Genomic DNA, 14,031 nt, shown 5'->3' on the forward strand with positions numbered 1-14,031 from the left:
ACCGGCGCAGAGTGCGCACCCCATCTCACCCAGACTCCCATGGCGGTGAGTCTACCGTGAGGAAGACGTGAATTTGCGTGCATTGAAGGGCAGTGGGGCTTGCCGCCTTAATCGGGCCTGACTCGTTGTCGGGACGACGCTCCCGGCCCCAGCCCCGGAACCGACCATGCCTTTTCTGCCCAACGCCCTGCGCACCGCCGTGCGCCCGCTGTCGTCGTCCCCGTCCATCCTGCCGCAGGCCTCTGACGGGTTGTTGACCGCCGCGTTGCTGCTCGCGCTGAGCCTGCCCGCGAGCGCCTTCGCGGCACCGGCGCCGGCGCCGACGCCGACCACGGCCACGGCCACGCCGACGGCGCAACGCGATACCGCCGCCGCGGTCACCCGCGCAGCGCCGGACAGCGCCGACGCCGCCAACGCCACGCCGCAGGACGCCACCGCCCAGGACGTGCAGCCGGGCACCCAGAACACCACCCGCTACTTCCTGGCCGAAGGCCTGAACGACGGCAGCGACTACGCCAGCGCCGCCGGCCTGCGCGCGGTGGCGATGGGCGCGCGTGCCGATGCCTCGGGCGCCTTCGCCATCGCCATCGGCCACCACACCGTCGCCTCCGACAGCGCCGCCATCGCCATGGGCGATGGCGCGGTGGCCAGCGGCACCTCGGCGATCGCGATCGGCGGCAGCTTCTTCGGCAGCGCCAACGGCGACTCGGCCGGCGCGCAGAGCACCGGCTTCGGCGCGCTGGCGATCGGCACGGCTGCCGCCGCCACCGCCGGCAACGCCAGCGCGCTGGGCTGGAACGCCAGCGCCGATGGCGACAGCGCCACCGCGGTCGGCTCCACCTCCGCGGCCAGCGGGATCTATGCGACCGCCGTCGGCGGTTCCTCGCGTGCCGAGAGCGAACAGGCCAGCGCCTTCGGCTACGCCGCCCTGGCGTCCAACGTCGGTGCCACCGCGGCCGGCGGCTACAGCACCGCCTCCGGCTATTTCGGCACCGCGATGGGTTACACCGCCACCGCCAGCGGCGACGGCAGTGTGGCGCTCGGCGAAGGCGCCGCGGCCTCCGGCCAGCAGAGCGTGAGCATCGGCGCCAGCAACAGCGGCGTTCCCGCGCAAGCCAACGGCCTGGGCGCGGTGAACGTGGGCGCCGGCAGCTGGGCGCTATCGGATTACGGCGTGGCGCTGGGCTTCGACAGCCATGCCGATGCGACCCACAGCGTGGCGCTGGGCGCGCAGGCGCTGGCGACCAGCGAAAACGCCATGGCGGTGGGCGGTCAGGCCTACGCCGATGGCGTCGATGCCAGCGCCTTCGGCAGCATCGCCAGCGCCAACGGCGAAGGCGCCACCGCACTGGGCAGCGGCGCCACCGCGATGGGCGCGAGCACCGTGGCACTGGGCTACAACAGCGCCGCCACCGGCGCCAACAGCGTGGCGATCGGCGCCGGTTCGATGGCCGACCGCGACAACGCGGTCGCCTTCGGCAGCGACGGCGCGCTGCGCCAGCTCACCTACGTCGCCGCCGGCACGGCCGACACCGACGCGGTGAACGTGCTGCAGTTGCGCAGCATCGCCAGCGCGCTCGGCGCCGGCAGCGCGCTCGGCGGCGATGGCAGCTTCACCGGCGGCAGCTACCTGATCCAGGGCCGCAGCTATGGCACGGTCGGCTCGGCGCTGTCGGCGCTGGATGGCGCGTTTTCGGCGCTGGATGCCCGGGTCGGCAACCTGGTGCAGAGCGGTGGCGGCGGCGTGGCGGTGGGCAGCGGCGCCACCGGCGCTCCCACTGTCGGTGCCGGCACCAATGCGGTGGCGGTCGGCGCGCAGGCCACCGCCAACGGGCAGAACGGCACGGCGATCGGCTCCAATGCGCTGGCCTACGGTCCCAACGACACCGCACTGGGCGGCAACGCGCAGGTCAATGCCGACGGCAGCACCGCGGTCGGCGCGAACGCCAGCATCAGCGCCAGCGCGACGAATGCGGTGGCGGTGGGCGAAAGCGCCACGGTCACCGCCGCCTCCGGCACCGCTGTCGGCCAGGGCGCCTCGGTCTCGGCAAGCAACGCTGTGGCCCTCGGCCGCGGTTCGTCCGCCACCCGCGCCAATACCGTCTCGGTGGGCAGCGCCGGCAACGAACGCCAGATCAGCAACGTCGCCGCCGGCAGCGCGCCCACCGACGCGGTCAACGTGGCGCAGATGCAGGCCGGCGACAGCGCCACGCTGAGCAGCGCCAAGGCCTATACCGACAACCGCATGGCCGGCTGGGACGACAACCTGACCCGCCTGCGCACCGATACCGACCAACGCTTCCAGCACCTGGACCGGCGCATCGACCGCATGGGTGCGGTCAGCGCTGCCTACGCCGGCATGGCGACCAACACCTCCGGCCTGGCCGGGGCCAACCGGGTCGGCGTCGGCGTCGGCTCGCAAGGCGGCGAAAGCGCGCTGGCGATCGGCTACCAGCGCGCGATCGGCAACCGCGCCAGCGTCTCGCTCGGCGGCGCCTTCTCCGGCAGCGAGAAGAGCGTGTCCGCCGGTGCCGGCTTCAGTTGGTGACACCCCGCCGGTATCGCCCCTTTCGCGATTTCCACGCCTTCGTCGATCTTCCCAGAGACACCGCCATGACCCATGCCATCCCGCTGTCCCGCAATCTGCTCGCCCTGTCGCTGGGCCTGGCCCTCGCCGGTACCGCACAGGCGCAGAGCGCCCCGCGCTTCTCGGTCCTGGCCCAGGCCACGCCTGGGCAATCCACCGTCTACGACGGCCTGATCGTGACCTACCGCGACGGCAGCAGCGCCGTCCGCGACGCGCGCGCGGCCAGCGCCACGTTGAACCAGATCATGGCCGCGCGCAGCACCGCCAGCACCTGGACCAGCACCTACCGACAGGCCGCCCCGGCCTTGAACCGGGTGCGCCGGCTCGCCATCGGTGCCGACCTGGTGCGGCCCAGCCGTGCGCTGACGCCGTCGCAACTGCAGACACTGATCGCCAGCCTGAAGGCCGACCCCGCGATCGCGCACGTGGAGCCGAACCTGCTGCTCAAGCCGGTGCGCAGCACCGCGCAGGCCACGGCGGCCGCGGCGACCGCGCCCAACGATCCCGGCTACTCGGTGCAGTGGCATCTGCGCACGCCCGACGGCCATCTGGAAACGCTGGCGCCGGAGACCACCGGCTATCCCAACCGCGGCGGCATCGACCTGGTGCCCGCCTGGCAGTACGGCACCGGCCAGGGCGTGGTGGTGGCGGTGATCGACACCGGCATCACCGCCCACCCGGACCTGGACACCTCGCTGGCCAGCGCCGGCTACGACTTCATCAGCGATGCGCTGCTCTCCGGCCGTGCCAGCAACGGGCGCGTGGCCGGCGGCTGGGACACCGGCGACTGGACCACCGACGACAAGTACCTGGTCGCCAACGGCGGCTGCGTGCAGCCGGAGGAACAGAAAACCAGTTCCTGGCACGGCACCCACGTCGCCGGCACCATCGCCGCGCGCACCAACAACGGCATCGGCATGGCGGGCGTGGCCCCGGATGCGAAGATCCTGCCGATCCGCGCGCTCGGCCACTGCGGCGGCACCACCGCCGACATCGCCGATGCCATCGTCTGGGCCTCGGGTGGCCATGTCGACGGCGTGCCGGACAATCCGAACCCGGCCGAGGTGATCAACATGAGCCTGGGCGGCGGCGGTTCCTGCGCGCAGGATTCGGTGACCTCCAGCGCCATCTCCAGCGCGATCGCGCGCGGCAGCGTGGTGGTGGTGGCGGCCGGCAACGACAACGCCGATGCCGCGGGCTATTCGCCGGCCAGTTGCCCGGGCGTGATCAACGTGGCGGCCAACGGCATCACCGGCGGCCGCGCCTACTACTCCAACTACGGCAACACCATCACCCTGTCGGCCCCGGGCGGCGGCGTCTATGCCAACGATGCCGCCAGCGGATCGGGCTCGGTGCGCACCGGCCTGATCTGGTCCACGCTCAACACCGGCGAAAAGGGCCCCGACCAGCCGGCCTATGCGGGCTACGCGGGAACCTCGATGGCCTCGCCGCACGTGGCCGGCGTGGTTGCGCTGGCGATCAGCGCCGCGCTCAACGCCAACCGCCCGGTGCCCTCGCAGGCGCAGCTGCGCGACATCCTGACCCAGACCTCCCTCCCCTTCCCGAGCAAGCAGACGCCGTACATCGGCGCTGGCATCCTCAATGCCGCCAAGGCCGTCGCCCGTGCCGCCGGCGCCAGCGGCGGCGGCGACGAGGCCACGGCGATCAGCGTGGGCCGCGGCACCGTCAGCAAGCTGTCGGCCGCGGCCGGCCAGGGCCCGCTGTACCGCCTGGACGTGCCGGTCAATGCCCGCAACCTGCAGATTCGCACCCTCGGCGGCAGCGGCCAGCTCAAGCTGTACGTGCGTGCGGTGCGCGCGCCCGGCACCGACGGCAGCAATGCCGACTACAGTTCGCTGCGCAACGGCACCACGCAGAACGTGCAGATGGCGCTGCCGGCCACCGGCAGCTACTTCTTCCGCCTGGTCGGCGGCAGCGGCGGCTACGCCAACGTGACCCTGTCGGTCAGCTATTCGGAATGACCGCGCCGTGCAGGCGCTACGGCGCCTGCGCTCACAAGGGGTTGGCGATCTCGATCAGGTTGCCGTCGGGATCGCGGATGTACACCGACAGGATCGGCCCGCGGGTACCGGTGCGTTGCACCGGCCCCTGCTCGATCGGCACGGCGGCGGTACGCAGTTCCTCGACCACCTGCGCCAGCGGCGTGGCAGTGAGCAAGCACAGGTCGGCCGAGCCCGGCGTGGGCACCCGCGCCTTCGGGTCGAACTCGTGGCCATGCCGATGCAGGTTGATCTTCTGCTGGCCGAACGCCAGCGCCTTGCGGCCTTCGCCGAAGGTGACCACGCGCATGCCCAGCACCTGCGCATAGAACGCGCAGGTGGCGTCGATGTCGGCGACGGTGAGGACCAGATGGTCGAGATGGTCGATCTGCATCGCGAAATCCTCGCTGGATGACGGCGGCGCGGCTCACTCGCCGCGCGGCGGATGCGGCCCGAAGCGGCCATAGGGGCGGCTGTCGTCGGCACCGCGGCGCAGCACGTGCGCGGCGACCAGGCCGATACCCAGCAACACCAGGCAGCACGCGACCAGCGCGTTCCAGCCACCGTGCTGCCAGGCCGCGCCGCTGAGCGAGCCGATCACGCTGGCGCCGGCGTAATAGGCCAGCAGGTACAGCGAGGCGGCATGGCTCTTGTGCTGGCCGCCCAGGCGCCCGACCCAGGCGCTGGCCGCCGAGTGCGCCACGAAGAAGCCGATGGTCAGCAGCACGATGCCGGCGATGACCGGCACCAGCGCATGCGCCAGGGTCAGCGCCACGCCCAGCGCCGCGGTGGCCAGGCCGGCCAGCACCACCGGGCCGCGGCCGAATCGGTCGGAGGCGGCGCCGGCGACCGAGGACGACACGATGCCGAACACGTAGGCACTGAAGATCAGGCCGAGCTGGCTCTGGCTCAGGCCGAACTCCGGACCGCCCAGGCGGAAGCCGGCGTAGTTGTAGACGCTGACGAACACGCCCATCGCCAGGAACGGGATCGCGAACAGCCACGGCAGATGGCGATCGCGCAGATGCCCGCCCCAGGCGCGCAGGTGGAAGCGCAGGTTCACGCCCTGGCGGCGCACGAAATGCCGCGACGGCGGCAGCAGCCACACGAAGCCGATCGCGGCCAGCAGATCCACCGTGCTCAGCGTGGCCAGCGCGATGCGCCAGTCGAAGTGGTCGGTGAGCATGCTCATGCCGATGCGGCCGACCATGCCGCCGAAGGCGTTGCCGGCCACGTACAGCCCGGTGGCCGCGCCGAGCCGGCTCGCCGGCAGTTCCTCGGCCAGGTACACCATCGCCACCGCCGGGACGCCGCCCAGGGCGATGCCGGACAGCGCGCGCACCGCCACCAGCGCGCCCCAGTGCGGCAGGCAGGACGCGAGCAGGTTGAGCAGCGCCGCCAACGCGATCGACACGAACATCAGCCCACGCCGGCCCAGCGTCTCCGACACCGCGCCGGCGCAGAAGATCGCGATCGCCAGGCCGCCGGTGGCCAGCGACAGCGGCAGCGAGCTGGCCGCCGCGCTGAGCCCGAACTCGCGGGCGAATTCGGGCAGCAGCGGCTGCACGCTGTACAGCAGCGAGAAGGTGGCGAAGCCGGCCAGGAATAGCGCCAGGCGGATGCGCAGCAGCGGCGCATCGTCCACGGCGTGCGCCGGCGGGCATTGGCTGGAGGCGTTCACGGGATGGGTCGTGGCGGGAAACGGAAGGCCAGTATTCGCCCGACCGGCCTCGGCGTCCAATATATGATCGGCCCGTTCTCCATATGTGTCGGATATGACATGGAACTGCGCCACCTGCGCTATTTCCTGGCCGTGGCCGAGGCCGGACACTTCACCCGCGCCGCGGCGCAACTGGGCATCCAACAACCGCCGCTGAGCCAGCAGATCCGCGCACTGGAGGAGGAGCTGGGCACGCCGCTGTTCGTGCGCACACCGCGCGGCGCCGAGCTCACCGATGCCGGCCGCGCCTTCCGCACCGAAGCCCGGCGCGTGCTCGCCGACCTCGAGCGCGCCGGCGATGCCGCACGCCGCGCCGCACGCGGCGAAAGCGGCGTGCTGCGGCTAGGCTTCACCGCCTCGGCCGCGTTCAACCCGATCGTGCCGACTCTGGTGCGCGGCTTCCGCCGCGGCTGGCCGGCGGTGACGCTGGCGCTGGAAGAGACCAACACCGCCGGCCTGCTCGCCGCGCTGCTGCAGGGACGGCTGGATGCGGCCTTCATCCGCTACAGCGTGGCCACGCCCTCGGAACTGCAGTTGCTCAAGCTGCCCGACGAACCGATGAAGATCGCGGTACCGGCCGCGCACCGCCTGGCCAAGCGCCGCCGCGCCCCGCTGTCGGCGCTGGCCGGCGAACCCTTCATCCTGTTCCCGCGCAGCTTCGGCACCAGCCTCTACGACGAGATCCTCGACGCCTGCCGCCAGGCCGGCTTCGAGCTGAAGATCGAACAGGAAGCGCCGCAGATGTCCTCCATCGTCAACCTGGTGGCGGCCGAACTGGGCGTGTCGGTCGTCCCCGCCTCGACCGCGCAGGTGCAGTTGCCCGGCGTGCGCTATCTGGACATCGACGGCCGCGTGCCGATGGCGCGGTTGGCGCTGGCCGCGCTGCCGGCCACTGCGCAGGCGATGCCGATCGTGCGCCACCTATGGCAGCTGGCGCAGGGGCATGCGGCGGGCAGGCGTGGGTAGGAGCGGCGGTGCATGGCTGCGCTCTCTTGGTAGAAATGTAGGAGCGGCTTTAGCCGCGAGCTTTTTCCCGGTAGACGAGAGCAAAGGCTTTCGCCCTAACGGGCGAGTTACTTTTCTTTGCTCGCGCAAAGAAAAGGTAACCAAAAGAAGCGCTTTACCACAGCCGAAGGCTGGTCAAGCGCGCCCTGCCTTGCGCCCTCCGCGCTGCGCGCTCCGGGTCCGCGGATGCACCGGGGATTCGCGGAAGGGAACCCGGTAAGTCGAAAGCCAACGCAACATCAATAGCAAAAGCAGAAGCTAGTGCGGATACAGCGCGTACATACGTCATTGCAATGGCGATGCCCCTGATCTTGGTGCACGCCGACACAGCCACCTGTACGCCATGCACAACTGCGCCTGTAGCTTCTTCGAAAACCGGCGTCGTTTTTCGCGTCCAACATGATCGACAAGCAACGTGGGCCACCACGCGTAGCGCATTCGCTTGCGAACGCTGCAATGATGCGGGCGTGCGCTGCAGCGGCAGTCGCTTCGGCCGTTGCTGTTGCCGTTGCTGTTGCTCCGGCTGTTGCTGTTGCTTTGGCTTTTGACTTACCGGGTTCCCTTCCGTAGCGGCGGCCAGCGCGGGGAAACACCCGAAGGGCGGCGTACATGGATGTACGCCGTCCGCGGCAGGGGCAGGATGCCCCTTCCGCGGATCCCCGGGCTGGACGCGGACCCGGAGCGCGTTAGCGCGGAGGGCGCGTAGGCAGGGTGTGCTTTCTTTTGGTTACTTTTCTTTGCACAAGCAAAGAAAAGTGACTCGCCGCAAGGCGAAAGCCTTTGCTGTTGCTTGAGTTTCACGGTCCGACGAGAAAACCCGTAGGAGCAGCTTCAGCCGCGACAAACGCTATGGGAAAGCCCGTCGCGGCTGAAGCCGCTCCTACGAGATACGAGGTGCGAGGAACGCGGCGCGCTCAGCCCAAGTGCGTGCGCACCGCTTCGTCGATCTTGGCCGGCGGCACGAAGCCGGGCACCCGCGCCACTTCCTCTCCCTGGCGGAACAGCATCAGCGTCGGCGTCTGCCGCAGGCCCTGGGCACGGAAGAACTCCTCGCCCACGTCTTCCATCTTCACCTTGAGCAGGGTCACGCCCTGCGCCGTGTCGCTCTCGGCGAAACGCTCCAGCGACTTGTCGAGCATGCGGCAGCCCGGGCAGTTGTCCTTGTTGAAATCGGCCAGCACGCGCGGGTGCGCGGCGAGGGCATCGGCGAACTGTTCGGCACTGGAAACGGTGATGGTGGTGAGCATGGAACGGACCTCGTCTGGAACGTGACGCCCGGCGCGGCGATGGTCGGCGCCCGGGGCGGAAAAAGGAAAAGGATCAGCCGCTGCCGGCAGGCAACGGCACTGCGGTCTGCACGGCATCGGTTCCAGCCGTGCCGACCACGTCCTGCGACACCGCCGCTACATCGGGCTGCAGGAGCCGCGCCGCGCGCAACGCCAGCACCTGCGCGCACCAGGCGTCGATCGCCGCGTTGTCGCGGTCGCCGTGCGGCATCTGCTCGATCTCCAGCAATGGATAGGCGCTGTCGAAGAACCGCGCGATGCGCTTGACCGCCCCGCAGTAGTACTCCAGCCCCCACTGCGTCTCGCCGGTGCCGAACGCCGCCACCTCGATCGTCTTGCCGGTCGCCTCGACCAGCTCGGCGATGTAGCGCTTCATCTCCGACGGCGTGCGTCCGGCGTTGTCGGTCCAGCTGCCGAGCAGATGCAGGTCGAACGCCGCCGCGCGCCCTGCGTCGCCGAGCGCACCCTGCAGCGTCTGCAGGTCGGTGTGGATCCAGGTCACCGCGTGCCCCGCCGCCTCGCACTGCGCATGCACGCGGCGGGCGACGTCGCGGGTGTTGCCGCTGAGCGAAGCGTAGGCGAGCAAGATTTTCATGAGGCGGGGATTCGGGATTGGGGATTCGGGATTCGTCAGGGCGGGGTTCGCTTTTGCCAATCCCCAATCCCGAATCCCCAATCCCGGCTCTTCACAGATCGTCGAAGCCGTTGTCCGAGTTGGTCTTCTTGTAGCTGGCGTTGCGCATCTCGAAGAAGTCGGTCTTGGTCTCGGTGAAGTTGTCGGCGTAGGCCTTGATCCAGGGCATCACGTTGTCGCTGGCGCCGCTGTACAGCTTCTCGATGCCGAGCATGCCGGACATCTTGTTGGCGCGGTACTTCACGTACTGGATCATCTCGTCCACGTCGATGCCCTCGATGCCGTCGAGCACTTCCGAGGACCACTCGGTCTCCAGGCGGATCGCGTGTTCGAAGGCCTGGTGCACGTAGTCGGTCAGCTCGTTGGTCTGCAGCTCGGCGTTCTCGCCGATGATGGCGCGGATCAGCTCGCTGATGAACTTGGTGTGGGCCAGTTCGTCGCGGTTGATGAAGCTGATGATCTTGCCGGTGCCGGTCATGCGGTTCTGCCGCACCAGGTTGTAGAAATACGCGAAGCCGGAATAGAAGTTGATGCCTTCCAGGATCGAGGACTGGATCAGCGAGCGCAGCAGGGTCTCTGCGGTCTTCTCGCGCATGAAGTCGTCGTAGGCCTGCATGATCGGCTGGTTGCGCGCGATGATGGTCGGATGCGTGCGCGCGATCTCGAACACGCGGTTCTGGTCGGCCAGGCCGGCGATCGAGGCCAGCACGTACGAGTAGCTCTCGTTGTGGATCACTTCCTGCTGGCCGATGATCGCGGCGTTGGCGTGCGCGGCCGGGTCGGTGATGTATTCGGCGACGTTGTAGATGAAGCGCGTCTGCGGCGAATCCAGCGTGGCCAGCAGGCCGATGATCGAGTCGTAGGCGTTCTTCTCGCGCGCCGACAGCTCCCCGTACTGCTTGGCATCGCCCTTCATGTCCACTTCGTCGGGGATCCAGAAGTTGGTCGACAGCTCCTTGTACGCCCGGTAGAAGGACGGGTACGGGATGTCGTTCCAGTTGAGGATGCCGCTGGTGGTGCCGTTGATGATGCCGGTGGAGCGGTTGGGGTGCAGCGGTTCGAGGATCTTGATGCGGTCGAGCGCGATGGCCATGGATGTGCTTCGGTAGTCGGGTGAACGGCGCCGGCGGGCGGCGCGGGAATGCGGGACGCGCGCGGCAGGTCGAGCCTGCCGCGCGGCGTGGGCGTCAGACGCCGGCGATCAGCTCGAGCACCACTCGCACTCGCTGATGTCGATGTCGTTGGAACGCACGTAGTAGGTGGTCTTCAGGCCTTCCTTCCATGCGGTCATGTGCAGGTCCAGCAGGGTGCTGGCGCGGATGCCGCTGGGCACGTAGAAGTTGAAGCTGATCGACTGGTCGACGTGGCGCTGGCGGCGCGCGTTCTGGCGCACGCTGGCGAACTGGTCGACCTTGTAGGCGCCCTTCTCGTAGTACGGATAGGTGTCCACGGTCAGCCCCGGCGCCACCACCGGACGGCGGAAGTCCTTCTTCTCTTCGTAGTAGAACGCGCTGTAGATCGGGTCGATCGACGCGGTGGAGCCGGCGATCTGCGCGGTGCTCATGTTCGGTGCCACCGCCACCATCCAGGCGTTGCGCACGCCGTGCACGCTCACCTGCGCGGCCAGTTCCTGCCACTCGGCGCTGTCGTAGCCGCGCTTGGTGAAGTACTCGCCGTTCTGCCAGTCGCTGCCCTTGAACACCTTGTACGCGCCCTTCTCCTTGGCCAGCGCCAGGCTCGCCTGGATGGTCAGGTAGTTGATGCGCTCGTACAGCGAATCGCTGTACGCCTCGGCCTCCGGCGAATTCCAGTCGATGCCCTTCTGCGCCAGCAGGTGGTGCCAGCCGAAGGTGCCCAGGCCGATCGCGCGGTACTTCTGGTTGGTGATGGTGGCCTGCGGCACCGGCAGCTCGTTGAGGTCGATGACGTTGTCGAGCATGCGCACCTGGACGCGGATCAGCCGCTCCAGGATGTCCGGCGACAGCAGGTCCGGCTGCGCGGTGACCGCACGGCCCAGGTTCACCGAGGACAGGTTGCACACGACGAAGTCGCCGGCCTGCTTGGTGGTGACGATCTGGTCGCCGCTGATCATCTCCTGGATGACCCGCGTCGGGCTCATGTTCTGCAGGATCTCGGTGCACAGGTTGCTGGAATACACCATGCCCTGGTGCTTGTTCGGGTTCATGCGATTGACTTCGTCGCGATAGAACATGAACGGGTTGCCGGTCTCCAGCTGGCTGACCATGATCCGCTTGAACATGTCGATGGCCTTGACCACCTTGCGGCCGATGCGCTCGTCGGCCACCACTTCCTCGTAGCGGGCGCGGAAGCTGCCTTCGCCGCGCTTCTCGTCGAAGAAGTCCTGCAGGTACCAGCCCTTGACCTCCTTCACCTCGTGCGGGTCGAACAGGTACCACTCGCCGCGGCGCTCCACCGCTTCCATGAAGATGTCCGGCACGCACACCGCGGTGAACACGTCGTGCGCGCGCAGGCGCTGGTCGCCGTTGTTCAGGCGCAGGTCCAGGAACGCCTCGATGTCGCGGTGCCAGATGTCCAGGTACACGGCGATGGCGCCCTTGCGCTGGCCGAGCTGGTCCACCGACACGGCGGTGTTGTTGAGCTGCTTGATCCACGGCACCACGCCGCCGCTGGAGTTCTTCACGCCGCGGATCGCCGAGCCGGACGAACGCACATAGCCCAGGTAGGCGCCGACGCCGCCGCCGTGCTTGGACACGCGCGCCACGTCGGTGTTGGAGTCGTAGATGCCCTGCAGGCTGTCGTCGACGGTGTCGATGAAGCAGCTCGACAGCTGCCCGCCGATCTTGCCGGCGTTGGCCAGGGTCGGCGTGGCCACGGTCATGTACAGGTTGGACAGCGCCCAGTAGGCCTCGCCGACCAACTGCATGCGGCGCTCGCGCGGCTTCTCGTCCTGCATCAGGTACAGGGCGATGGTCAGCCAGCGCTCCTGCGGCAGTTCGTAGACCTTGCGCGAGTTGTCGGTGGCCAGGTAACGCGTGGCCAGCAGGTACAGGCCGTTGTAGGCGAACAGCTTGTCGCGCTCCGGATCGATCATGCGGCCGGCTTCGGCCAGTTCGTCCTTGGAGTAGTTCTTGAGGATGTCGATCGAGTACACGCCGCGGTCGGCCAGGCTTTCCTGCAGGCCGACGTAGGAGCCGTACTTCTCGCCGGCATCGTAGAAACGGTTCTTGCTGGCGCGCTTGTACAGGCGGTCCAGGTACAGGCGCGCGGCGAAGTACTCCCACTCCGGCGTGGCGATGTCCACACGCGACTCGGCCTCGCGGATCAGGTAGTCGACCATGTCGTCGGCCGACAGGCTTTCCTTCTTCTCGATGAAGGCGAAGGCCTTGCGCTCGTAGTCGCTCACGTCCAGCTGCGGGAACTCGGCGTGGATCCGGTCCAGGGTGCGCTGCAGGCGCGAGCGGTCGAAGGCCATGCGGCGGTTGCCGCCGTCCTTGACGATCCAGGTCACGGCGCGCTGGTCGTTGCTCGGCTCGCTGCTGGCCGTCGGCTCCGGCTGGGCAGTGGCGGCAGCGGTCGTGGGGTCGACGGCGGCGTCGACGGACGCGGTGGCCGGCAGGCTGTGGGTCTGGCTCATGAAGGTCTCCAAGCGTGGTGCACGCGGCCGCCCGACCCTCGCAGGCAGCGGTCCGACCGGGTTCGCAGGTGGGCGGGCGGTGTCGCGAAGACTGCAAACGGCGCAGGCACCGGGCCTGCGGGCGGTCATCGCTGCACCGACCCTCTCCCCCCGGAGAGCGCGCGGTCGGCGCCGCGCGGTGTGCTTCGCGCGGCTGTCGGCAGGTCTTCGGGCTGATGGGCAACGGCCGTGGCCGGTTCCTAGCCCGTCGCTTCCCAAGGCGGGCGCCTCAGTGCGGATGACGGGTTCGTTCCCAATTACCGCTGCGGGGCAGCGCCGGAGTTGGCGTTGGCACGCCGCACCGGCTTCCCTTTTGATCCCGCGGCTTGTGGCCGCCGGAACCGACCACCCCAAGATAGTGGGGTCGGTCGGCGACGTCAACGCTAAATATGGGTGGAATTACGAAAACCTAAGCCTGGCAACGGTTTGCCGCCGGCAGTCGATTGCGGTCCCGCCGCGACGGCCGTTCACGGCCGTGACGGGGCCGTGAAGCCGGCCGCGGCCAGGGGCGTTGGCGCTCCCGGACGGCCCCCGACACCGCCGCCTCGCCTAGGGCCGGCACGGCACCACCGCGCCGCTGGCGTCGGTGCAGGTGCCGGTGTGGACGACGCTGCCGTCCTGCACGCTGGTGCTGCCCTGGTAGCTGCCCTGTGTGCCCGCGACGCTGCTCTGGCGGCTGCCGCTGAGGGTGCCGTCGGCGGCGCGAGCCAGGCTGCCGCTGCTGCTGGCAGTGGCGCCGTCGGCGCCTTGCACGCTGGCGCTGCCCTGGCGGCTGGCGCTGCCGTCGGCGTTGCGGTCGGCACTGCCCTGGCGCGTGGCGCTGCCGCCGGCGGCCGTCGTGCGGGTGGCGGCGCTGCTGGCGCTGGCGTTGCCCTGGCCGTCGGCCTGCCATTGGCGGGCGCGCTGCACGCTGCCGTGGGCGCCGCTGGCGCTGGCCTGCACGGCCGCGTGGCGGGCGCCATCGGCGCCGCCGGCGGTGCGCGTGCGGGTGTGCTCGCGTGCCGGTGCACTGGGCGCGACCAGAACGCTGGCGGCCAGCGCCAGCAGCAAGGGAGTGATGCGACGGGACAGCGACATGGTGTTCTCCGGTGACGGCAGCGGCGTGCTGCCAGGCATCACCGTAGTCACGGCGCCGGCGCGCGGG

At 69.4% G+C, this 14,031-nt stretch carries 10 protein-coding genes and 1 riboswitch; of the genes, 3 read left to right on the plus strand and 7 right to left on the minus strand.

Translation table 11 applies throughout. The features are described from left to right. The first annotated feature begins 166 nt into the window (after window positions 1-166). Window positions 167-2,548 carry a YadA family autotransporter adhesin gene (locus AC1PK7_RS20190; protein ID WP_481099295.1) on the plus strand — a complete coding sequence of 794 codons (2,382 nt, stop codon included), beginning with the start codon at window positions 167-169 and terminating at the stop codon, window positions 2,546-2,548. Window positions 2,549-2,613: 65 nt separating this feature from the next. Further along, entirely contained in the window at window positions 2,614-4,569 is a 1,956-nt protein-coding gene (locus tag AC1PK7_RS20195) for a S8 family peptidase (protein ID WP_481099296.1), read from the plus strand. Window positions 4,570-4,600: 31 nt separating this feature from the next. Here AC1PK7_RS20195 and AC1PK7_RS20200 read toward each other — a convergent pair whose 3' ends face one another. Together AC1PK7_RS20200 and AC1PK7_RS20205 are read right to left on the minus strand one after the other, a co-directional pair. Then, window positions 4,601-4,981, minus strand: coding sequence for a VOC family protein (locus AC1PK7_RS20200; protein WP_481099297.1), 381 nt, complete (start codon window positions 4,979-4,981; stop codon window positions 4,601-4,603). 33 nt (window positions 4,982-5,014) lie between these two features. Further along, on the minus strand, window positions 5,015-6,268 hold the full coding sequence (locus AC1PK7_RS20205; protein WP_481099298.1) for an MFS transporter: 1,254 nt from the start codon (window positions 6,266-6,268) through the stop codon (window positions 5,015-5,017). Window positions 6,269-6,367: 99 nt separating this feature from the next. Between AC1PK7_RS20205 and AC1PK7_RS20210 the strand changes: the two genes are divergently transcribed. Further along, a complete protein-coding gene (locus AC1PK7_RS20210) occupies window positions 6,368-7,273 on the plus strand; it encodes a LysR family transcriptional regulator (RefSeq protein ID WP_152236671.1) in 906 nt (301 codons plus the stop codon). A 953-nt stretch (window positions 7,274-8,226) separates the two neighbouring features. Here the strand turns inward: AC1PK7_RS20210 and AC1PK7_RS20215 are convergent. From AC1PK7_RS20215 to AC1PK7_RS20235, 5 genes are all read right to left on the minus strand, one after another. Further along, entirely contained in the window at window positions 8,227-8,559 is a 333-nt protein-coding gene (locus AC1PK7_RS20215) for a thioredoxin family protein (RefSeq protein ID WP_209245013.1), read from the minus strand. Between the two features lie 73 nt (window positions 8,560-8,632). Next, on the minus strand, window positions 8,633-9,193 hold the full coding sequence (locus AC1PK7_RS20220; RefSeq protein WP_481099299.1) for a flavodoxin: 561 nt from the start codon (window positions 9,191-9,193) through the stop codon (window positions 8,633-8,635). 91 nt (window positions 9,194-9,284) lie between these two features. After that, window positions 9,285-10,325 (minus strand): ribonucleotide-diphosphate reductase subunit beta, encoded by a 1,041-nt coding sequence (locus AC1PK7_RS20225; protein WP_010340146.1) that lies wholly within the window; start codon window positions 10,323-10,325, stop codon window positions 9,285-9,287. A 108-nt stretch (window positions 10,326-10,433) separates the two neighbouring features. After that, a complete protein-coding gene (locus tag AC1PK7_RS20230) occupies window positions 10,434-12,848 on the minus strand; it encodes a ribonucleoside-diphosphate reductase subunit alpha (RefSeq protein WP_371180596.1) in 2,415 nt (804 codons plus the stop codon). Between the two features lie 181 nt (window positions 12,849-13,029). After that, a riboswitch (cobalamin riboswitch) is annotated at window positions 13,030-13,248 on the minus strand. 188 nt (window positions 13,249-13,436) lie between these two features. Beyond that, window positions 13,437-13,964: a hypothetical protein gene (locus tag AC1PK7_RS20235; protein WP_481099300.1), complete on the minus strand. Its 528-nt coding sequence runs from the start codon at window positions 13,962-13,964 to the stop codon at window positions 13,437-13,439. Between the last annotated feature and the right edge of the window lie 67 nt (window positions 13,965-14,031).

The sequence above is a fragment of the Xanthomonas sp. NCPPB 3174 genome, assembly GCF_056725205.1.

Excerpts from the sequence above, each read along its gene's own strand:
- AC1PK7_RS20210 (WP_152236671.1), top strand. The coding sequence starts at position 6,368 with ATGGAACTGCGCCACCTGCGCTATTTCCTGGCCGTGGCCGAGGCCGGA.
- AC1PK7_RS20195 (WP_481099296.1), top strand. The coding sequence starts at position 2,614 with ATGACCCATGCCATCCCGCTGTCCCGCAATCTGCTCGCCCTGTCGCTG.
- AC1PK7_RS20235 (WP_481099300.1), bottom strand. The coding sequence starts at position 13,964 with ATGTCGCTGTCCCGTCGCATCACTCCCTTGCTGCTGGCGCTGGCCGCC.
- AC1PK7_RS20220 (WP_481099299.1), bottom strand. The coding sequence starts at position 9,193 with ATGAAAATCTTGCTCGCCTACGCTTCGCTCAGCGGCAACACCCGCGAC.
- AC1PK7_RS20190 (WP_481099295.1), top strand. The coding sequence starts at position 167 with ATGCCTTTTCTGCCCAACGCCCTGCGCACCGCCGTGCGCCCGCTGTCG.
- AC1PK7_RS20230 (WP_371180596.1), bottom strand. The coding sequence starts at position 12,848 with ATGAGCCAGACCCACAGCCTGCCGGCCACCGCGTCCGTCGACGCCGCC.
- AC1PK7_RS20200 (WP_481099297.1), bottom strand. The coding sequence starts at position 4,981 with ATGCAGATCGACCATCTCGACCATCTGGTCCTCACCGTCGCCGACATC.
- AC1PK7_RS20215 (WP_209245013.1), bottom strand. The coding sequence starts at position 8,559 with ATGCTCACCACCATCACCGTTTCCAGTGCCGAACAGTTCGCCGATGCC.
- AC1PK7_RS20225 (WP_010340146.1), bottom strand. The coding sequence starts at position 10,325 with ATGGCCATCGCGCTCGACCGCATCAAGATCCTCGAACCGCTGCACCCC.